Origin of the sequence: Psychrobacter sp. LV10R520-6, from assembly GCF_900182925.1 — a bacterium.
Classification (GTDB): Bacteria; Pseudomonadota; Gammaproteobacteria; order Pseudomonadales; family Moraxellaceae; genus Psychrobacter.
Genome location: NZ_LT900024.1, coordinates 1,020,100 through 1,041,939, shown reverse-complemented (window position 1 = coordinate 1,041,939; position 21,840 = coordinate 1,020,100). Strand labels below are relative to the sequence as shown.

At 42.8% G+C, this 21,840-nt stretch carries 20 protein-coding genes and 1 pseudogene; 12 read left to right on the top strand and 9 right to left on the bottom strand.

Features of this window, described 5'->3' with window-relative positions; genetic code table 11:
* Positions 1–16: 16 nt before the first annotated feature.
* The 4 genes from U1P77_RS04285 to U1P77_RS04270 all read right to left on the bottom strand — a co-directional run bounded on the left by U1P77_RS04285 (position 17) and on the right by U1P77_RS04270 (position 3,412).
* Positions 17–367, bottom strand: coding sequence for a helix-turn-helix domain-containing protein (locus U1P77_RS04285; protein ID WP_321156146.1), 351 nt, complete (start codon positions 365–367; stop codon positions 17–19).
* Positions 357–665 (bottom strand): type II toxin-antitoxin system HigB family toxin, encoded by a 309-nt coding sequence (locus tag U1P77_RS04280; RefSeq protein ID WP_321156145.1) that lies wholly within the window; start codon positions 663–665, stop codon positions 357–359. The genes U1P77_RS04285 and U1P77_RS04280 overlap by 11 nt, the downstream gene beginning before the upstream one ends.
* Before the next feature lie 255 nt (positions 666–920).
* Complete coding sequence (gene prfA / locus U1P77_RS04275) at positions 921–2,009, bottom strand: peptide chain release factor 1 (RefSeq protein WP_321156144.1); 1,089 nt, start codon at positions 2,007–2,009, stop codon at positions 921–923.
* 257 nt (positions 2,010–2,266) lie between these two features.
* On the bottom strand, positions 2,267–3,412 hold the full coding sequence (locus U1P77_RS04270) for a beta-ketoacyl-ACP synthase III (RefSeq protein ID WP_321156143.1): 1,146 nt from the start codon (positions 3,410–3,412) through the stop codon (positions 2,267–2,269).
* A gap of 279 nt (positions 3,413–3,691) precedes the next feature.
* On the opposite strand from U1P77_RS04270, the gene pnuC reads away from it, so the two are divergent.
* The 5 genes from pnuC to U1P77_RS04245 all read left to right on the top strand — a co-directional run bounded on the left by pnuC (position 3,692) and on the right by U1P77_RS04245 (position 6,907).
* Positions 3,692–4,432 (top strand): nicotinamide riboside transporter PnuC, encoded by a 741-nt coding sequence (gene pnuC / locus U1P77_RS04265; RefSeq protein ID WP_321156142.1) that lies wholly within the window; start codon positions 3,692–3,694, stop codon positions 4,430–4,432.
* A complete protein-coding gene (locus tag U1P77_RS04260) occupies positions 4,383–4,967 on the top strand; it encodes an ATP/GTP-binding protein (RefSeq protein ID WP_321156141.1) in 585 nt (194 codons plus the stop codon). Before pnuC ends, U1P77_RS04260 begins: the two co-directional genes overlap by 50 nt.
* A 131-nt stretch (positions 4,968–5,098) precedes the next feature.
* On the top strand, positions 5,099–5,401 hold the full coding sequence (locus U1P77_RS04255; protein ID WP_321156140.1) for a LysE family translocator: 303 nt from the start codon (positions 5,099–5,101) through the stop codon (positions 5,399–5,401).
* 9 nt (positions 5,402–5,410) lie between these two features.
* Positions 5,411–6,301 carry a DMT family transporter gene (locus tag U1P77_RS04250; RefSeq protein ID WP_321156139.1) on the top strand — a complete coding sequence of 297 codons (891 nt, stop codon included), beginning with the start codon at positions 5,411–5,413 and terminating at the stop codon, positions 6,299–6,301.
* 81 nt (positions 6,302–6,382) lie between these two features.
* Entirely contained in the window at positions 6,383–6,907 is a 525-nt protein-coding gene (locus U1P77_RS04245; protein WP_321156138.1) for a TIGR00645 family protein, read from the top strand.
* Between the two features lie 218 nt (positions 6,908–7,125).
* Here U1P77_RS04245 and U1P77_RS04240 read toward each other — a convergent pair.
* Positions 7,126–7,395, bottom strand: a pseudogene (locus U1P77_RS04240) (Ohr family peroxiredoxin); the annotation flags it as partial.
* Here U1P77_RS04240 and U1P77_RS04235 point away from each other — a divergent pair.
* Positions 7,323–8,219, top strand: coding sequence for an AraC family transcriptional regulator (locus tag U1P77_RS04235; protein ID WP_321156137.1), 897 nt, complete (start codon positions 7,323–7,325; stop codon positions 8,217–8,219). The pseudogene U1P77_RS04240 and the gene U1P77_RS04235 overlap by 73 nt on opposite strands.
* Before the next feature lie 157 nt (positions 8,220–8,376).
* On the opposite strand, the gene U1P77_RS04230 is transcribed toward U1P77_RS04235, so the two are convergent.
* A complete protein-coding gene (locus U1P77_RS04230; protein WP_321156614.1) occupies positions 8,377–9,507 on the bottom strand; it encodes an S-(hydroxymethyl)glutathione dehydrogenase/class III alcohol dehydrogenase in 1,131 nt (376 codons plus the stop codon).
* Positions 9,508–9,815: 308 nt separating this feature from the next.
* Here U1P77_RS04230 and U1P77_RS04225 point away from each other — a divergent pair, with 308 nt between their 5' ends.
* Positions 9,816–10,688, top strand: coding sequence for a LysR family transcriptional regulator (locus U1P77_RS04225; RefSeq protein ID WP_321156136.1), 873 nt, complete (start codon positions 9,816–9,818; stop codon positions 10,686–10,688).
* Positions 10,689–10,723: 35 nt separating this feature from the next.
* On the opposite strand, the gene U1P77_RS04220 is transcribed toward U1P77_RS04225, so the two are convergent.
* Together U1P77_RS04220 and U1P77_RS04215 are read right to left on the bottom strand one after the other, a co-directional pair.
* On the bottom strand, positions 10,724–11,584 hold the full coding sequence (locus tag U1P77_RS04220) for a universal stress protein (RefSeq protein ID WP_321156135.1): 861 nt from the start codon (positions 11,582–11,584) through the stop codon (positions 10,724–10,726).
* Between the two features lie 55 nt (positions 11,585–11,639).
* Positions 11,640–13,139, bottom strand: coding sequence for a SulP family inorganic anion transporter (locus tag U1P77_RS04215; RefSeq protein WP_321156134.1), 1,500 nt, complete (start codon positions 13,137–13,139; stop codon positions 11,640–11,642).
* Between the two features lie 779 nt (positions 13,140–13,918).
* Here U1P77_RS04215 and uvrA point away from each other — a divergent pair.
* The 5 genes from uvrA (at position 13,919) to U1P77_RS04190 (ending at position 19,746) form a co-directional block, all read left to right on the top strand.
* The gene (gene uvrA / locus U1P77_RS04210; protein WP_321156133.1) at positions 13,919–16,513 is read left to right on the top strand and encodes an excinuclease ABC subunit UvrA; all 2,595 of its coding nucleotides are present in this window, start codon (positions 13,919–13,921) and stop codon (positions 16,511–16,513) included.
* A 646-nt stretch (positions 16,514–17,159) separates the two neighbouring features.
* Positions 17,160–18,047: an indole-3-glycerol phosphate synthase TrpC gene (trpC, locus tag U1P77_RS04205; protein ID WP_321156132.1), complete on the top strand. Its 888-nt coding sequence runs from the start codon at positions 17,160–17,162 to the stop codon at positions 18,045–18,047.
* Positions 18,048–18,159: 112 nt separating this feature from the next.
* The gene (locus tag U1P77_RS04200) at positions 18,160–18,891 is read left to right on the top strand and encodes a Smr/MutS family protein (protein WP_321156131.1); all 732 of its coding nucleotides are present in this window, start codon (positions 18,160–18,162) and stop codon (positions 18,889–18,891) included.
* A 220-nt stretch (positions 18,892–19,111) separates the two neighbouring features.
* Entirely contained in the window at positions 19,112–19,273 is a 162-nt protein-coding gene (locus tag U1P77_RS04195) for a hypothetical protein (protein ID WP_321156130.1), read from the top strand.
* A complete protein-coding gene (locus U1P77_RS04190; protein ID WP_321156129.1) occupies positions 19,267–19,746 on the top strand; it encodes a DNA-3-methyladenine glycosylase family protein in 480 nt (159 codons plus the stop codon). The genes U1P77_RS04195 and U1P77_RS04190 overlap by 7 nt, the downstream gene beginning before the upstream one ends.
* A gap of 107 nt (positions 19,747–19,853) precedes the next feature.
* Here U1P77_RS04190 and U1P77_RS04185 read toward each other — a convergent pair whose 3' ends face one another.
* The gene (locus tag U1P77_RS04185; protein WP_321156128.1) at positions 19,854–21,773 is read right to left on the bottom strand and encodes a mechanosensitive ion channel family protein; all 1,920 of its coding nucleotides are present in this window, start codon (positions 21,771–21,773) and stop codon (positions 19,854–19,856) included.
* Positions 21,774–21,840: the final 67 nt, after the last annotated feature.

The following is a 21,840-nucleotide window of genomic DNA, read 5'->3' as shown; positions in this document are numbered from 1 at the left end:
ATAGCAGTACATTAATTTAGTGAATTAAGCTTTCATACGGGATATTAAGCTCTCTATGCAATTTTTTTATCATTGATAAGCTTAATGGGCGCTTGCGATTCAAAACCTCAGATACTTTACTCGGCGCTCCTAGATATTGTTCTAAATCTTGCCGGTTTAGATTCAAATTTTCCATCTGAAATTTAATGGCCTCAACGGCTTCTGCATGTTCAATTGGATAATATCGGTTTTCATAAGATTCAATCAAGGTAACCAATACATCACGAGTATCAGCCTCAATGCTGCCTTTAGATGCTTGAAACACCGACTCTAATTGTTTGAACGCTTGCTTCAAATCTTGATCATTTCGGATTGGCTTAATATTCATTTACCACCTCGACATCGATTTTGTCATACTCTGCATGAGTACCAATAAACTTTACCCAAACAATGCTCGCTTGATATTGCATTTCTACAACCAATCGATATTTATGACCAGCAATATTAAAAACCACTCGATTATTAGCGCATATGCTGGCATTTTTAAAAGCATTTTTTATGTCTTGGGGCGATTCCCAATTTGCTTTTATAGCAAAATCATACCATGCTTCAAGCTGACCTTTTGCATCCCCACAGTTGGGTCGTTGCCAAAATTTATATAAAGTACTTTTCGCAATGACTCTCATATAGCTTAATCATATTCCCATTTTGGGAAGATAGCAATATTAATCGCCACTTCATTAGGTGTTCAAGATAAGGCACTAAGCGCACAGAATCATATAACTCAAATAGAGTCGATTTATCTTAAAAAGAATACAGTGCTGCTAGGATAAATTTTCCGAAGCCTCTGGAGTAAATTCGCACAGCAAGCGAGGGAAGTTTGTACCAGTAACACGTTATCATATCTATATCTGTTCTATTTTGAACTGACTGCACAGTACTTACTCGCCACCAATACTGGCCATCAAATCTGCTTGGTGCTCACGTAATAGTGAATCAAGCAATTCATCCATATCGCCTTCCATAATGGCGTCAAGCTTATATAGCGTTAGATTAATACGGTGATCAGTCATGCGCCCTTGCGGGAAGTTATAAGTGCGGATACGCTCACTACGATCGCCGCTACCGACCAAGTCACGGCGTATAGTATCTGCTGCATCCACCTGAGCTTGCACTTTGACTTGTTGAATTCTTGAGATCAGCATTTTCATAGCTTGCGCGCGGTTTTTATGCTGGCTACGTTCTTGCTGACACTCTGCTACAGTACCAGTTGGAATATGGGTTAAGCGTACGGCTGAGTTAGTCGTGTTGACATGCTGACCACCTGCGCCACTCGAGCGAAAGGTATCAAAACGAATGTCTGCAGGGTTTAAATCTACCGTATCATCAATCTCAACTTCCGGCATCACTGCCACAGTACAAGCTGATGTGTGTACACGGCCTTGGCTTTCAGTCTCAGGCACACGCTGAACACGATGCACCCCAGATTCAAACTTTAGACGACCATAGACGCTGTTACCCGATACACGGGTAATAATCTCTTTATAACCGCCATGCTCACCTTCACTGGCTGATAATACTTCCATTGTCCACCCTTGAGTCTGTGCATACTTTTGGTACATTCGAAACAGATCACCTGAGAAAATCGCCGCTTCATCACCACCTGTACCCGCACGAATCTCCAAAAATGCTGGAACTTTATCGTTGGGGTCTTTAGGCAACATCATGACGTTGAGCGCCTCTTCCATTTGTACAATGGTATCACGCGCATTATCAATCTCGTCATGCATCATCTCTTTCATTTCAGGATCTGAGGCGTCTGCTAGCATCACTTCGGCATCTGCTTGGTCGGCTTCTGCGTGGCCATAATTCAACCACAGCGTAGTGATGTCCATCAAATCGCTGTGCTCAACGGACAGTTCACGGAATTTATTATTATCGCTAATGACACCAGGATCGGATAATAAGGCAGTAACCTCTTCATAACGATCTACCATCTGGTCTAAACGCAGGCGCAAGGATTCTTTCATAACTCAACTTTATCTAAATGATGGAAATAAGACCGCGATTATAGCAAATTTTTGCAGTTAAATTAAAACCCCTGCGTAAACTTAGCGCTTATATCGTCAAAGGTCTCTAAATAAGCTCAATAACTATCCTCAACGAGCAATAATAATAAAAATCCAAACCATAAAAAATAGCCAAGATTGCTCTTGGCTATTTTGATAGTGCGCTTCAGTTTTGATAGTGCGAGTAAGTTAGTTACTTAAGCTTATAGTCTCAGATTTTAAACTTTACGTACTAAGACTGAACCAATCGAGTAACCGGCACCAAACGAGCAAATCACCCCTAGATCACCTGATTGTAGTGAACCTTTGTAGCGATGGAATACAATCATCGGGCTGGCTGAACTGGTATTGGCAAATTCAGCAATTACGCTTGGAGCAATGGCTTTATCCGCATCACGTCCAACCACAGTGCGTAAAATTAAGTCCAGCATATTGGCATTGGCTTGATGTAGCCACATCATCTTCACATCACTCGCTTGCAAGTCATTTTCATGCAAGTGCTCGGTGATGATCTCTGACACCTTTGGACAGACTTCACGAAACACTTTGCGGCCATTCTGTAAGAATAGCTTGTCTGTTACTGGCTCTTTGATATCCGGATACATCTGCGTTTCGGCAGCTAAGAACTCTGAGCGATCCATAAAGCCGTATTCGTTTTTGATATTGATTGAAAACTCAGTAAATAGCTTAGAGTTGAGAATCTCATAACCTTTTGGCGTATCAAGTTCTTCTACGATACAAGCGGTTGCGACATCACCAAAGATAAAGTGGCTATCACGGTTGCGCCAGTTGAGATGCGCGGAAGTAATCTCAACGTTGACTACGGCCACCCGTTTGGCAAGACCCGATACGATTGAGCCGTGTGCTTGTGATAAACCAAAGGTCGCGGCACTACAAGCTACGTTCATATCATAAGCGAAACCGCCAATCATACCGATTTCGTTCTGAATCTCGATAGCTACTGCTGGATACGTACGCTGGAAGTTTGAGCAGGCAAGAATAATACCGTCCAGATCATTGGCTTCTAGTCCAGCATCTGCTAGCGCGTCTCTAAGCACTGCTGCACCCATTTCAGCCATGATGGAAAGCTCTTCGCCTAAGTTGCGATAGGCAATAACCGGAGCCATGATTTCAGGGTTTAAAATACCGTCTTTTTCCATCACATAGCGTGATTGAATACCAGATACTTTTTCAATAAACTCAGCCGATGAATGCTGAATCGGCGTAACCGTCTCTGCGGCTATCTCGTCAGCATGTTGTTCGTTATAGTTATCGACATACTGGTTGAATGACAATACCAGCTCTTCGTTACTGATGCTATAAGGGGGGATATACAGGCCAGTGCCGGTGATACAAATCGTCATGATAAGCTTCCTTGTCTACTACTGTGTCGCTTATGAATAAGCATAAAAGGGAGAGAAAATAGCGCAGGCTACTTTCAATGAATAATGGTTCGGTGAATAACTGTAAACTTAAAATCAATGTCTTTATTATGCCTGAATATTATATTTTTTCTAATACTTTGTTACAAATAATCTATTTCAAGTAGATAACGGGTAAAGATTGGCTTAATTTTGGCCTACCTACTATATAATTACCAAAAATTAAAATCTTGAGTTTTACAGACAATAAAAGGAGATGCAATGATAGGGTTTTTTGATTGGCTATTCGGACAGTATGCTGATTATCCCATGCTGTTTATTGTGCTGGAACTGATTGCGGTGGTGTTTGGCGTGGCAAGTGTGCTGCTTGCCCGCAAGACTAATATTTTGGTCTTCCCTATCGGTTTGGTAAGTACCGCTATTTTCGTTTATCTGTTATGGAAATGGCAGCTGTTTGGCGATATGTTCATCAATGCCTATTACACGGTAATGAGCTTATATGGCTGGGTCAATTGGTCAAAGAGCAAAACCTGTATCAGTCAGAAAGCCAAAGTGAGTCAGGGCAACAGCCAGCAGCCAGACCAGCAGTCTCAAAACAAGGTACGCATTGAGCATATCCAGTCACGCGACATACCTATTCTAGCAGGGATTGCCTTTGCAACAGTAGTGTTTGTCGCTTTAATTTATTATTTCCGACCAGTAATCAATAATAACTTTAGCTTTGATGGCGCGGTGTTAGGTCTACACTTATTTACTTGGGTCGATTATACCGATATGCTGACCACTGCCCTATTTTTGATGGCAATGTGGTTAATGGCAAGCCGCAAAATTGAGCACTGGCTACTATGGATAGTGGCTGATGCGATTTCAGTGCCGCTGTACTTCTATAAAGGACTGACCTTTACCGCACTACAGTACGTGGTGTTTACTCTCATTGCAATCTGGGCATATTATGAATGGCAACGACGCTACCGCCTTCAATTTAACGCAGCATACGCCTGAATCGGTGATCAAAATTGCCATCTTAGGCGCAGAAAGTACTGGCAAGACCAGCTTATGTCGGGATTTGGCGACGCATTTTGATAGCCACTGGGTGCCAGAATATATGCGCACCTATTTGCAGGCGAAATGGGACAGAGAGCAAAAAACCTGTACCTGGGACGATTTATTGCCCATAGCTCAAGGCCAGATAGACTTAGAAAACAGACTAGCGAAACAGGCCGAACAAACTACTGGCTATTTGTTTTGTGATACCAGTCTGTTTGAGTTGATGATTTATGCCAACTGGTACTATGGCGATTGTCCTAATGCCATTACGCAAGCTGCATTAGTACATTATTATGACTTAATTTTACTCACCGAAGTCGATATCCCTTGGGTTGCCGACGACTTACGGGATAGCCCACATGAACGCAAAGAGATAAGCGCCCGTTTTGCTGATGAGTTCGATCGCCACGATAAGCAGTTTCGACGGATTGGCGGGAATAGAGATGACAGAGTTCGACAGGTAGTAAGATGGTTAAAATATTTCAATTAATTAAAATGTATTGCTTAGGCTATTTATATAGTAAATGAGGCTTCCTTCGGTTTACCGTTCGTTGAGTTACGTTATTGTTAACCTACTAATCACTTTTTTAGACTTTAACTACCATTAAAAGGCGTTAATGTATGATTACAAGTGGAAGCTTAGCTGCTGTGGCCGTAATAGCATTAGGAATTGTGCTAACACCGGGGCCCAACATGTTATGTTTGACCTCAAGATCTATTTCTCAAGGTCGATTAGCAGGTACGATTTCGCTGGCAGGAATTGGTCTTGGGTTCGTATTTTATATGTTCGCTTCGGCATTAGGTTTGGCCACTTTATTCAAGGCTGTTCCAGTCACATATGACATCGTTCGGGTTGCAGGTGCTTTGTATCTTGGTTCCTTAGCTTGGAATGTGGTTTGCGCTACGCTTGTTATATCTTATTAGGAATTATTTTTGAAAGCCACCTTATACACAATTATTGCCTTGATGGCATTTGCCGCAAATTCTCTCCTATGCAGAATGGCCTTAGCAGGAGGCTATATTGATCCTTGGAATTTTACCATTATTCGGCTACTGAGCGGCGCGGTCTGCCTTGGTATTATCATGACGGTCTATACTTATAATATACGACGTAAGAGCGCAAAAAACGACGATATGCTCAATAATGCCATTTTAAAAGACAAAGGCAGTTGGCTCAGTAGTGTTAGCTTAGTGGTTTATGCCCTTTGTTTTTCGATTGCGTATGTGGAGCTAGACACCGGCACTGGGGCGCTTATTTTGTTTTCAGCGGTGCAACTGACCATGATTGGTTGGGGTATTTATCAAAAAGAGCAGCTGAGTACCCTACAATGGGGGGCACTTTTGGTGGCGCTCGCAGGTTTTATTTACTTGATGCTCCCTTCAGCGGCAGTACCCTCGCTACTTGGTGCTATGATCATGGCAATAAGTGGCGCGGCCTGGGGCATCTATAGCATCCGCGGTAAAGTGTGCGTGTCACCACTACGGACAACTGGCTTTAATTTTATCAGAAGCCTCGTCGCTATTCCGATACTACTGTTAGCAGGAATGAGTTACTTAGTAGAAGTTAGTATAGAAGGGGTTCTGCTGGCGTGTCTTTCAGGTGCGGTTGCCTCTGGTATAGGTTACAGCCTTTGGTACGTTGCCATGCCACTACTAAAGAGTACGCAAGCGGCAGTAGTGCAATTTTGTGTCCCTGTACTGGCCGCTATTGCTGGCATGCTTTTCTTATCTGAACCCTTGACCATGCGGTTTATAGTGGCAAGCGCCGTAATTTTGGGCGCAGTATCAATATTTGTTTTAAATAAAAAGACGGTTAAAGCTTAAATCGCAGTGTGTTGACAGTCTCCTATAGCATAACAACAACGGCAATAGAAACAGCGCTACTCCGATCATCAAGAGATCTATATGTTAAAAAAGCTCGAAAAACCTTTAGAACAAACTATCTTTAGTAGTCGCTGGCTGCTGGCACCTTTTTACTTAGGTTTGGTTCTGGGCATTATTTTATTATTTGTCAAATTTGTCCAAAAACTTTGGTATATGTTTGCCAATATCTGGACCGCCTCTGAGGCAAACGTCATCGTCGATATACTGGTGCTGGTCGATATCTCCTTGGTTGCCAGCTTGTTACTCATCATAATATTCAGCGGCTACGAGATTTTTGTCTCAAAAATCGACATCGGTGATCATGTTGATCGGCCTAGCTGGATGGGTAAGGTCGATTTTTCTGGTCTCAAACTAAAGCTTATTGGCGCTATCGTTGCCATTTCTGCGATTGATCTTTTAAAGTCATTTATGGACATCTCTACTGAAATGAGTGATCTCGATGCTGATAAACTCATGTGGAAAGTCATTATTCACATGACATTCGTAATATCTGGCCTATTATTTGCCGTTATGGATAAAGTGGTTGGTGAGACGAAAAAGCACTAATACTTATCAAGGTATATTTCACATTCACGTCTGCCCTGTCAATTCTTGCCTTCTCAACTATACTGCGCTGAATAAAAAACGCCCGTAACTCAGAACACTGGAGCTACGGGCGTTTTTTTATTGTCAGGATATGTATTGAAAAAATATTTAGCTTTTCAATTGGTTGTTTCCCAACGCTATGGCAAATCTGAATTTGTACGTCAAACCGTTAATACTGATTAAACCACAGTAACCTCTAAGCGTGTGTCTACATTGCCGCGAGTGGCATTAGAGTATGGGCACACTTGATGCGTGGCTTCGATCAATGTTTGCGCTTGTTCCTCGTCGATACCGGATACTTCAACATATAAATCGATGTCCAAGTTATAGCTGCCATCAGCTTTCATGCCAATACCCACTTGGGCAGAGGTTTTTGATGACGTTACTGGCAGTTTTAATTGTTGTGCCGTCATACTCAACGCACTATCAAAACAGGCCGCATAGCCCATTACTGCTCAAAAATAAAACTATTGAATCTACCGTTTCGAGTTTGTTTTTTTGTTGTGCAGATAGACCCAGTGACATGGTTAGCTATGTCCAAGAGCCAAGCATATGCATCGTTTTACAAAGGGAGCGAGAGATTTACCTAGGCACAGAGTGTCAGTATTTCGATGACAGTCATTTAATGTTTTGCCCAGTCAACATCCCTATCAGTTTGCATATTGAGCACGCTACGATAGAGACGCCTGTTATCGTTTTATCCATGAAGTTAAACCTTACCACAATTAGAGAAGTCCTAGCCAAGATACCCCCCCCCAAGCAAAGCATAAACAAGCGGTATTTGGGTATAAAATGGCCATTAGAGGACACTGTACTTTCAGTATTTGAGCGCTTGATTGATTTGCTCAATTATCCAAATGATATTGTATTTTTAGCGTCATTAATTCAGCAAGAGATCTATTATCGATTGCTTATGGCGCAGAAAGGAGAAAAGTTACGACAGTTGGTGGTCAATGGCAGTCATACGCATCGCATTACCCAAGCCACCGATTGGCTTAAGACACATTTGAGTGAACTGGTGGTAATAGAAGATCTAGCCAGTAGCTGCGGTATGAGTGTCTCAGGGTTCCATCAATATTTCAAAGAGATTACTCAATTAAGTCCGCTACAATATCAAAAAAGCTTACGGTTGATGGAGGCACGGCGACTGATTCAACTCGGTGAGGAACAAATATCGCAAATTGCCATGCAAATAGATTACGAGAGTCCGAGTCAATTCAGCCGAGAGTATAAGCGGCTGTTCGGTATTATTCCCAGCAGTGAGTTGATATAGTCGGTTCATTCGAAAACAGATACAGTGCGGCTAGATAACCAGCTTATTTAAAACCGACCTCTTCAAATAGATTTCTTAAACGAAAAATGCTGCCCCCGTAAATTATTAGTGGGACAGCATTTTTATGATTTAACTACTTTGACCAAATAGCTATAACTTACGCATCAAAATGAATAACAGAGCGAATACTCTCACCTTTATGCATAAGATCAAATGCTTCGTTAATATCTTCTAATGGCATAGTATGAGTAATAAAATCGTTTAATGGGATCTCACCCTCTAAATAGCGTTCGACGTAACCGGGCAATTCTGTACGGCCTTTAACACCGCCAAATGCTGAGCCTTTCCAGACTCGACCGGTCACTAGTTGGAAGGGACGGGTTGAGATCTCTTTGCCGGCTCCGGCAACCCCAATGATAACCGACTCGCCCCAGCCTTTATGGCAGCACTCAAGCGCTGAACGCATGACATCGACATTACCGATACATTCAAATGAATAGTCAACGCCGCCATCAGTCAGCTCAACGATGACATCCTGAATAGGCTTATCGTAGTCTTTAGAATTGATGCAATCGGTCGCGCCTAACTTTTTGGCCAACTCAAACTTATCTTCGTTAATATCAATGCCGATAATACGGCTGGCTTTTGCCATTTTTGCACCGATAACGGCTGCTAGCCCAATACCACCAAGACCAAAAATAGCAACGGTAGAGCCTTCTTCAACCTTGGCCGTATTCATGACTGCGCCCATACCAGTAGTCACGCCACAACCGAGCAGGCAAACTTTTTCCAACGGTGCTTCTTTGTTTACTTTGGCCAAAGAAATCTCTGGTAAGACCGTGTATTCAGAGAAAGTTGAGCAGCCCATATAATGATAAATAGGTTCGCCATCTTTATAGAAACGCGTAGTGCCATCTGGCATTAGGCCTTTACCTTGAGTTTCACGTACGGCTGAGCATAGATTGGTTTTACCCGACATACACATTTTACAAACGCCACATTCGGCAGTGTATAAAGGAATAACATGGTCGCCAACTTGCACGCTAGTCACGCCCTCGCCGATCTGCTCAACGATACCGCCGCCTTCATGACCCAAGATAGCGGGAAAAACACCTTCTGGATCTTCACCAGACAAGGTATAGGCATCGGTATGACAGACACCGCTGGCAATGATTTTTACCAACACTTCGCCTTTACGTGGCAGCATGACGTCCACTTCTTCAACTGAGAGTGGTTGATTTGGCCCCCAAGCAATGGCGGCTCTAGATTTGATAAATTTATCTGACATTTGCTCTGACATAGTTGTCTCTCTTTTTAATAATTAATAATTAATTATTGTAGCCTGTTAAATACAGGCGTCGCTCTAAAATACGCATTTGCGGTTGAGTGACACTATCCATCTCTTTTGACGTGACAGGGAGTATTCTCACTACTTCCGAAAAGGAAACATTCAACTCATTGTGCTTTCTTTATATTAGCAGGCTTCAGCGCTAATAGATTAGAAGCTGTTTTAATTTATGTTGCCATTTTACATTATTTCTACACTAATGATAATATACTCTATTTGAAATTATCTTTTACACAGTGGTAATAATCATGAAGTGGGATGGCATCAGTGAGTTCGTCTATGTTACAGAATATGAGAGCTTTACTCAGGCGGCAAAAAAGTTAAGCATCTCAACCGCCCAAGTGAGTCGGCAGGTGAGCGCCTTAGAGCAGCGCCTCAATATTAAATTACTGTATCGCACCACGCGTCGGGTATCGTTAACGGAAGAAGGCCGGGTATTTTATCAGCACTGCCGCGGTGTGCTCGACGGCTTGGATGCGGCTGAACAAGCGGTAAGTAATCTGCAATCGAAACCGCAAGGTATGATCAAGTTGACCGCCCCTGTCACTTATGGGGAGCGGCAGCTATTACCATTGATGAATGATTTTATGTTGCAATATAGTGATATTGAAGTGACCGCCTTTTTAAGCAATCAAAAAATCGATTTGATTGAAGGTGGCTATGATTTAGCGATTCGTATTGGCAAGCTACGCGATTCTACCATGATGGCCAAAAAGCTCAGTAGCCGTACCAATTTTGTCTGCGCGTCGCCATCCTATATTGAAAAATACGGTATACCGCATTCTCTGACTGAGCTTGTTCAACATAACTGCCTGCTTGGCACCTTGGACTACTGGCATTTTAAGGAAGCTGGTAAGGAGCGGAATGTTCGTGTGACTGGTACTGTACGTTATAACAGCGGTTATAGCTTAGTTGATGCCGCTTTAAAAGGGCTCGGCATCGTGCAGCTGCCTGACTACTACGTGCAAACACACCTAGAGTCAGGAGAGCTGATAAGCTTACTGGATACCTACAGAGAACATAGAGAAGAAATATGGGCGGTTTATCCCCACAATCGTCATTTGTCACCAAAAATCAGGTTGTTGGTAGATTATCTAATGGAACACTTATCTAAACCATAAGTATTTTCACGTACGTTGCCCTTTAATGCACTAACCTAGCGTACTAAAATAACGGGTGAGAGCGTGCTGGCAATAATCTCCGTAGTCGTGCTCCCAAGAAATAATTGTCGCCATTTAGAACGTCCATAAGCACCAACCACGATGATATCAATATCATTTTCTACTTGAAACGTTAGTAGTGTATCAACGGCATCAGAATCAGGTAAATGATGAGCCTCTATCATATAGCCCGATGACGTTAAGTGCTCCACTGCCGCCGCTAAGCTTTCTTTGGAGGAATCATCATGATTGCCTATCATCACAATATGGCCTTGCATGCCTTTTAACAGCGGACTCTTAGCTACCATTTGTGTGGCCTTAATAGCCGTTTTACTGCCATCAAATGCGATCATGTATGAGGTAGGTGTGGCAAACTCCTCTGAGCAAATCAGGATAGGTATGTGTGATGCGCGTGCCACCGTTTCGATTTGGCTACCAATATTGATTCGATCATTTTTATGATCTTCTCCGCGTCGTCCCATAACAATGGCGCGATTTTTTGCTTCAAAGTGTTCAATAGCGGGTAATAGCTTGCCGCGGCGTTGGTAAACGCTGACTTCTACATCAAAATTGCTGTTGATATGGCTTTTTGCATCTTGTACTAAGGCATTACTATAGCTGTTAACAACCTTCGCTCTTTGTTCATCTAGATCGGTTAATTCTTCTAATAGAAACTGGCGACTATTCACCCCTATCGCGCCTGACAAGTCACGCCTAATCGACGCAGGGATATCACTAACATGCAGTAACCCAACCGGTAAGGTTAATCGACTGGCATACCATGCAGCATAGTCACAAACAGACTCAGTAACTGCTGATCCATCAATACAAGCTAGAATGTGCTGTTCGGTGGTCATAATTTATCCTTAATTCTTGAATGAATAAAGTTATCAATAAGCCCTTAACAAGCCTTTAATGAGTGCTTAAGTTATTAGCACTATCCGATTTATCATGAACACCGAACTTTTCTACCATCGCTTGACTGGCTTTATTGAGACCTATGAGCTCAACCTCGGTGCCTTCTCGGCGAAACTTAATAATGACTTTATCAATAGCAGCGACTGCTGTCACATCCCAAAAATGAGCCTCAGAGACATTAATAACTACTTTAGGAATCGCTTCTTTAATATCAAATGATTCTATTAAGCGCTCTGCAGATGAGAAAAATACTTGGCCATTCACTCGATAATAACGCGTTTGCTTTGATTCATCTAGTTGCGTATCGACACTCATATAACGTTCAATCTTATTAGCAAAGAATAATGCCGATAACAGAACGCCGATTAAGACCCCATAAGCTAAATTATGGGTGGCCACGACCACCGCAACCGTGGTGATCATTACTAAATTACTCTGTAGAGGTTTGGTCTTCAACTCTTTAAAAGAGCCCCAGTTAAAGGTACCAACCGATACCATAATCATAACCGCCACTAACGCGGCCATTGGAATAATCTTCAACCAGTCACTTAAAAAGACCACCATCAATAATAAAAACATCCCAGCAACTAAGGTCGATAAACGAGTAAAGCCGCCTGATTTTACGTTGATTATAGATTGACCAATCATCGCACAACCTGCCATACCGCCAAAGAAACCACTAACCATATTTGCCATTCCCTGACCTTTGCATTCTTTATTACGATTGCCTTTGGTATCAGTTAGGTCGTCTACGATGCTCAAGGTCATCATAGATTCTAATAAACCGACTATGGCCAAACTAATTGAGTAAGGCAAAATAATACGCAAGGTGTCTATATTCAAAGGAATGTCGGGTAATAAGAAAATAGGCAAGGTATCGGGCAACTGGCCCATATCACTGATGGTTCGTGCCTCTGCACCAAATACAATGGCCAAAATAGTCACCAATACGATGCAGACTAATGGTGAAGGAATAATCTTGCCAATTTTTGGAATGTGGGGATAACCATATATTATGATTAATCCTAAGGCCACCAGAGCATAGACATGCCATAAATTGGAGCCTGCTTGCGGCATTAACTCAGGGAGTTGCGACATAAAAATTAAAATGGCTAAGGCATTAATAAAGCCAATAATGACTGACTGAGAGACATACTTCATTAAGTTACCCAGTTTTAAGAAACCAAAGATAACTTGTAAAACCCCAGTCAAAACAGTTGCTGCCAGCAGATATTGTAAGCCATGATCTTTGACTAACGTTACCATCAATAACGCCATGGCACCGGTAGCTGCAGAAATCATCGCCGGACGTCCACCGACAAAGCTAATCACTACGGCAATACAAAAAGAGGCATAGAGACCTACTTGCGGGTCAACGCCAGCAATAATTGAAAAGGCAATGGCCTCAGGGATAAGGGCCAAAGCAACTACCATACCAGCCAGAACATCGCCTTTGACATTCGATAACCAATGCTCTTTAATAACATTTAACATTTTTAACTCAGTCTTATTTACTGATTTACTGATTTACTGATTTACTATTCTACTAATCGATACGTTTAAAATATACTAGCAAAGTAGAGGCATAGTAATTCGCCGCAATCTTCTGGCTAGGCTCATGATCCCATTAAATATTATGAGAAGAAGCTAAACTCTGTTTTGAGTATCTTAATGTCAGATATTTAACGGACAAATCGATTGATAAGATAAATAATAAAGCAATGGGGTCACACAGAAAAAAGCGTAAAACGCTTTAAAAGAGGGGTATTGCTATAGAAAACAATAAGTTACTGAAGGGTATACAGCTAGATTGGCATATTCATTTTTATATTAAAACTCTTATAGGATTGATAGCTTATAGGATTGATAAATAGTAGCTGTCGTTAATGGCGCTAATTCTAACATATAGATATGGCTAAGAAAATATTATATTTTTTAGCTCTAATAAAGTAATTAGAGGCTGTATGCTGAAAAAACTATCGATTGATATGGCAAATAAATTCTTCGTACTTCCGACTAGTGTCCAGAAAATAAGTCTCTTACGGACACTTCCTTGAATACTCCAATAAATCACAAAAACTGAGCTATCGATAATTCCTATTGAGGAGAGCCATGTGGATCCCCAATCAAAGCATAGCTCAAAGCACAATTTATTAATCACTAATATTTACAGTTAGAAAAAAATATTTACTAAACTACGCTAAATCTTATAAGGGGTACAGCCCAAACTCATCTAAAATTTAAAAATACAATTTAACAGGAATAATTGTTTTATGAACAGCCCCCATAAAAAAACAACAAACAATAATAATTCAACAGAGAGTAAAAGCCGAACTAAAAAATCTTCTCGTGTTAAAGATCCCCGCGCTACCGACCATAGCATTCAAGTAAGGGGCGCACGTGTTCATAACCTAAAAAATGTCGATATCGATTTACCTCGTGATGCGCTGGTGGTTTTTACCGGCATCTCCGGCTCAGGCAAGTCGTCACTGGCTTTTGGTACCTTATTTGCAGAATCCCAGCGTCGCTACCTTGACTCAGTATCGCCTTATGCGCGTCGATTGATAGACCAAGTCGATGAGCCTGATGTTGACGCCATAGAAGGACTGCCGCCAGCGGTCGCACTGCAACAACAACGGGGCACGCCCTCTGTGCGCTCATCGGTTGGCAGTGTCACCACCATCTCAAACGGTCTACGCATGCTTTACTCACGAGCTGGAGAATATCCTGTCGGTCAAGAGATGCTGTATGCAGATGCGTTTTCACCCAATACCCCTGATGGCGCTTGCCCTACCTGCTCTGGTATTGGCCGCGTGTTTGAGGTAACTGAAAAGCTGTTGGTCCCCGATGATAGTAAAACCATTCGAGAACGTGCTATTGCAGCATGGCCACCCGCATGGCAAGGTAAAAACCTGAGCCGCATCCTAGTAACACTCGGCTACGACATCGACACGCCGTGGAAGTCCTTACCTAAAAAAACCCGTGATTGGATTTTATTTACTGACGAGACACCCACTGTCCCAGTCTATCCAGAATATAGCCTTGAACAAGTGCGCGCGGCGATTGAGGATGATGAAAAGCCCAATTATATGGGCACATTCTCGAGTGCTAAACGCTTCATATTGCACTCTTTTGCCTCTACCCAAAGCCCGCTAACTAAAAAACGCGTTTCTCAGTTTATGCAGATTTCTGTATGTCCGGAATGCCATGGTAAGAAACTAAAGAAAGAATCGTTATCGGTCAAATTTGCAGGACTAGATATTGGCGAGTTGTCACAGCTAACCCTGACCGAAGTTGCGCTCAAGCTTCAAGATGCTGCTAATAAAAATCCAGCTGATGATACCGTAAGTCGAGAAAAAGCCATTGTCGCTCAGCGTATTGCCAGTGACATTCTTTCGCGAGTTGAAGCACTGACAATGCTGGGCTTAGGATATTTGTCACTTGAGCGCACCACCCCTACTTTATCCCCAGGTGAGCTACAACGTCTGCGCCTAGCTACTCAAATTCGCTCGCAACTTTTCGGGGTGGTTTATGTGCTCGATGAGCCCTCCGCAGGTCTACATCCAGCAGACACGCAAGCGCTATTAAGTGCATTGGATGAGCTAATAGCATCGGGCAACTCGGTATTTGTGGTTGAACACGATGTTAGCGTTATCAGGCACGCCGATTGGATCGTTGACGTTGGGCCAGATGCAGGAACCCACGGTGGCGAAGTGATTTATAGTGGCCCGGTAGAAGGGTTACGCGAAGTCAAAAATTCGCCCACTGGCCAATATCTTTTCACCACCGATGCGAAAGTAAAACACACCCCAAGAGAGCCGACGGCTTGGCTTAAGCTAGCAGGAGTTGAGCGTAACAACTTGCAGGGGCTAGATGTTAATTTTCCGCTAGGCGTTATGACCACCGTTACTGGGGTATCGGGTTCAGGTAAGTCGAGTCTAGTGAGTCAGGCTCTAGTCGAACTCATTTATGAGTCACTAGGACAGAAACAGATCGTAGAGGCTCCAACTGGCGAGGCCGATTTACTCGAACAAGAGTTAGAAACGCCAACTGGTGGGAAAATTGTTAGTGGTATGGAACACGTAAGTCGATTGGTTACCGTTGACCAGAAGGCAATTGGTCGCACACCGCGCTCAAATCTGGCCACTTACACGGGGCTATTTGATCATGTGCGTAAGCTGTTTGCAGCAACGCCAGAAGCAAAAGCACGTCGTTACAATCTAGGTCGTTTTTCGTTTAATACGGTAAAAGGTCGTTGTCCAAATTGCGAAGGCCTCGGCTTTGTAATGGTTGAGCTGCTGTTTCTTCCCAGTGTTTATTCGCCGTGCCAAGTGTGTCATGGCCAACGCTACAATGACAAAACGCTTGAAATCACCTATCGAGGCAAAAACATTGCCGAAGTGCTCGCCCTAACGGTTGAATCAGCCTATGAGTTCTTTGCCGATGAACCTGCCATTTTGCGGGCCTTAAATGCCTTGCTACAAGTCGGCCTTGGCTATTTACGACTCGGTCAACCAGCAACCGAACTGTCGGGCGGTGAAGCCCAACGCATCAAACTGGCCACTGAACTGCAACGAACGCAGCGTGGCGATACGCTTTATATCCTTGACGAACCGACAACCGGCCTACATCCTGCAGATGTTTCGATGTTGATGTCACAACTGAGTGGGCTCGTTGACGCTGGAAACACTGTTATTATGGTCGAACACGATATGCAGGTTGCCAGTAATAGCGATTGGGTTATCGATATCGGCCCAGGTGCTGGCGATGAAGGCGGACTTATTGTCGCTCAAGGCTCACCTGAAGAAGTAGCTTGTTCAGAAATAAGCCAAACTGCGCCCTTCTTATTGGCAGAGTGCCATTCGTAAAAGTGTCATGTAGAAATGTTATAAAGCTACTTTAATTTATACAGTCAATTCAGAATAGAACAAGTATATGCATGACAATGTGCTGCTGTTATAAATTTTTCTAGCTTGCTGTGCGATATCTCTACTCCAGAGGCTTCGAAAAATTCATCTCAGCAGCACTGTATTTTTTTTAAAAATATTCGACCGCTAAATACTCGTATTAATATTTTTTTGGCATCTTTTTATGAATTTAAGTGTTCACCGTGCTTAGTGTCTTGCCGATGCTCACTGAGGTAATATCAGCAATGTCTCGAATACCACAGCCACGCACTCTCATAAGGCCTATTCTATTCTCTATTTTAGAATGACAACCTTGACAACTTATGGCATGACCACCAATGAATCAGCGGTTGCAGTCCTTACATTGACAATTCTGCTGACCGTAGCTTTTGATACCGTTTTTCTTTAAACTGGTACGCTGACAGTCGGGACAACTTAGTTCTATTTGTGTTTTCATAGCCTCAAAGATAACAGCTTGACTTTGACAGTCATCTTCTCTTTAGCTCTTCGGCATACTTTTTAATCACAACCATTCAACTTTACGGCCTCTTTAGTTTGACTAACAATTTAACTAATGACTTAATTTGACTGATAACCGGATATAGCCATGACCACCAGCCTAAAAACAGATACCGATATTCCATCAGTATTACAGCGTATTGTCGCCACCAAACGTGATGAAGTCACCGCTGCTCGTGATGTGCTATCGCTTGCGGACTTAAAAACGGAAGTTGCTGCTGATAAGCGAACGCGGCGCGGTTTTGCTACGGCCTTACGAGCGGCTGATATTAGTGTTATCGCTGAAATCAAAAAAGCCTCACCCTCTAAAGGTATTATCAATCATAACTTTGAACCAGCGTTGTTTGCCCAGCAGTACGAGCAAGCGGGCGCAAGCTGTTTATCAGTATTAACCGACCGCGATTATTTTCAAGGTGATGATCGCTATTTGACCCAAACGCGTGAAGCTTGCAATCTACCTCTATTACGCAAAGACTTTATGATTGATGTTTATCAGATTTATCAATCCTATTTATTGGGCGCAGACTGTATATTGCTAATTATGGCCTGCCTTGATGACACGCAGGTGCAAGAGTTGCATGCTCTGAGTATTGAACTTGGTATGGATGTACTTATCGAAATACACACCGCTAGCGAGCTTGAACGCGCCTTACAGTTGCCACGCTCAAACCATAACATTTACGGTATTAACAACCGTAATTTAAATACCTTTGAGGTGGACTTGCAAACTACCTTTGATCTAAAGAACACCCTATTACAAGCTTTAGCGACTGACGATAACAGCCATGCTATTAGTAATAGCACCTTACAAAAACCACTTATCGTGACTGAAAGCGGCATTCATAGCGCAGACGATATTCGCCTAATGCTCAGCCATGATATTCAGCATTTCTTAATCGGTGAGCAGTTTATGAAGACCGATCACCCAGGACGGGCGTTACAATCCTTACTTGCGAGCGTCCCTGTGAGCGCGTAAAGTACGACAGGCAACGCTAGTACGATACTGGCTATAACATTAACTATAGCCTTAGTGATTAAATCATTTATCAATTAATCCATTCATTAACTCAACAGACACGTTAACTTTTATGGCAAATTCTATATTCTCAAAAGAAATGCAAGACCAGCTCAAAGAGCTTAAAGGACAACTCAGCAAGGGTCGCGATACCACGTCACCTGATGGCGAAGATCAAAAGCCAACTGACCCCGTCTCTCTGCTTACCCAAAAACAAGTCAATAAAACCGTAAAGCAGTTAAACAGTGAACATATCGATGATGACAAAGTGCTATTCATGCAAGCGATGCATGGCGTCAATCAGCTTGATGACAACAACGTCCGCTCGCCTGCCAATGCTAAAAAAGGCCGTAAACCTGATGCGGCGACCTTGTCAAAACGTGCTGCCGCTCAAGGTAAGGAAGCGGCAGATATAAGCGCAGGCTTATCGGATATGCAAGCGCTGCTTAATCCTGTCGCCGGTGAATCTTACTTATCTTATAAGCAGCCTACCCTACAAACCAAAGTATTTACTCAGCTCAAACAAGGCAAATTGCGTTGGTATGATGCGGTAGATATTCATGGCTGCACGATTGAAGAAGCTCGCGCGGCGATGACTCAACTGCTGAGCCAAGCTAAACAGAATAATGAAACCATGGTAAAAATTGTCCACGGTAAAGGCAGCGAAGCTATTCTCAAAACCTGCGTCAATGGCTGGTTGCGTCAATTGCCGGAAGTATTGGCATTTTGCTCAGCCCCACCAAAAGATGGCGGCAATGGCGCCGTATTGGTATTATTAAAAAAACCTAAAACTGACGGCGAGTAAATTATAAGCTTTTCGGTTGAGAGGCAAAAAAGGACTGCGTACACGCGGTCCTTTTTTTATCTCTAATTTTTATTATTAAGCCCAACTTGAATATTAAAATAGCCTATTGTGTATCAGAAATATAGTGGTATCAAATAAACGCTTTTAAATGTATTTGACCGCTTTTATTCAGCGCTTTTTATTCAGAAACTGTCATTCGGCAACCTAAAATGAGTTATTTATGAGCTTACAAACGATTGATACCCCCGAGGAATTGAAAACGCAAATTATGGCACTTATCGCCATTGAACCAAAGTTTGCCCCTATTTATGAGCAAGTTGGTGTGCCGAGTCTACGGCACAATACAGGTGGATTTGAGCAGTTAATGAGAGCGATATGGTAGGACAGCAATTATCCGTTGCGGCGGCTAGCAGCATTTGGCAACGACTGGCCGATAACGGTTTGACCTCTCCGCAAGCAATTATGCAGGCAGAAGATGTTACCTTACGGGCACAAGGTCTTTCTAAACAAAAAATTCGTTATACCCGCTCACTGGTTGAGCATGATATCGATTTTGACGCCCTGATAACGCTAGCAAATGAGGATGTAATTAAGATACTCACGGCCGTTATCGGCATTGGTCACTGGACTGCCGAGATGTATTTACTATTCTCTTTGGGCCGAGCTGATGTGCTCGCCGTTGACGACTTGGCGATTAAAGTCGCTGCGATGGATTTATTAGGTTTAGTAGAACGCCCAACTCCGAAAAAATTAAAGACAGCGACCCAAGATTGGTCGCCGCATCGTAGTGCCGCAAGCTTGCTACTGTGGGCGCACTACGGCTGGATGAAGAACAGAAAAGCAGTGCCGGTATAGTTGGCAATGTCATTACTTGTTTGTATACACTCGATTGAGTAAATCGATTAGGAACACTAAGGAGTACTTCAAGCAGTAGACTATTTCAAGAACACCACAATGCTTTCTTACTTTGGAAAACCTAAAACTTTTTGAATGCGCTGAAGCTGATGTTTGGCTAAAGTATGGACAGCATTTTCCTTGGAGCTATTCTGCTCATCTCCTCCAATCTCTCCTTTTTTTTCATGTTCTTGTTTATATACTTTGCCAGTATTGGCGAGTGCTTCTAAATCCTGTCTTAGATTAACAGAGCTATGCTCACTATCATCAGCAACACTTGCTGTATCGTCCACAGAATCAGCTGCTTTATATTCAACATCATTTTTTAATTGATGCTCAAGCTCAGCTTGGTTGACGATTAATTGCTGCGTTGGCAGCGCATGTTCGACTTTATATTTTGCGACTTGATTCAATACATCAACGAATACTACGTTTTGTTTGTCGTAAAACTCCATAACATCATTGGCATTAATATAGGCTTGCAATTGGATAACATAACAATCTTGGCGCAGCTCTAAAATATTGACTTGATTCCATTCTTGGTTGGTTAAGTAATGCTTATTTAAAAATTCATCCAAGTCTTTTACCATCTGAAATACCACGTCAATATCTGCAGTACGCTTGAGGTATAACTGATGAAAAAATCGGAACATATCACGGGAGGTAAAGTTTTCAATCTGCATGGATGAAAAATCACCATTAGGAACGGTCACAATGGTGCGCGCCAGTGTGCGCACGCGTGATGAACGAATACCAATGTCGACCACCGTACCTTCATAAGTACCGAACTTACAATAATCGCCTATGCGCACCGGTGAATCTGCCACCACCACCACACTACCTACGAGATTTTCGATGGTCTTTTGCGCACCTAGGGCTAAGGCCAAACCACCTACCCCTAATGCCGCAATACCAGTGGTCAAGTCAAAACCTAAATTACCGAAGATCACAATAACGGCAAATATTAGCAGTAGTGCTTTGACGATCTTGCGCAGTAAGCCTAATATAGACACCCGCTCAATATAGTTCTTTTTATAGCTTAAATTTACAGCGCGGGTAAAGATAGCGTCGATGACCCGGAGTAATAGCCAAGTTGTCGCTAGCCACGAGGCAATTTCGGTAAAGCGATTAACCGGTTCACGTAGCGTCACCGACACGCCAGAATAAACCATCACATCTGATAAAATCAGCGCCATAATAACGACGGCAAGCGGTAGTATTACTTTATCCGGTAGCGGCAATGGGACACCGCGTACCCGCGGATAGATGAGATTTAGAAGGTGATACCATAACCATACCAGCACATAGGTTAGCAAAAAACTACCAATAGTGATTGCCACCGCCGCGACCAAATCAGCCAGCTGATAACCAAACAGCTTTTTATCTTCTAGCGACTCAAGGGTATAACGCGAGACTAAAGTAGGCTCAGTATTTTCTATAACATCGGGAACTGAGCTTAACGTCTCAGTAGAGAACTGCCAGTACTGCTCTCCTTTTTTGGAAACAACACGCTCTAATAGCAGAGGGACCTTTTTATCATTAATACTAATATTGCCCACGTTTTCTTGGCTTGGCGGTAGCTGATCCGTTAAGTTACCTTCAGGGGTATTATTGAGTTGCAAATCAGGCTGAAAACGCCCACCCGCATCGAGCGCTTGCTTAAACTGCCGCACAACGGTGGTTGGATTGTCAGATTTGGATAAATTGAGATAATTACTGGCCAATAAGTAATCATTTTCACCCAGTGCACTGATAAATCCTTGTACCGTATGACGCGGCGAGTCCCGTCCGAATGAGTCTGGTGCAGGCTCGCTCGCACTGTCATCCTTACTGTCACCGATACCCAGCACCCCACCGCCTTCAGCAGCAATGGCAGTATTTGGCAATACCATACTAAACAGCAACGCTATCAATAGCACCATTGCAAGTGGCGCTCTGGCTAATAAAGATGATGCAGTAGCAGGACTCACATAACGCTTAATAGACAAAACGAACCTCTTAACTTAGTAGATAGAATATAAAAAAGGACAAAAGCTGCCGCTATGATAGCAATTA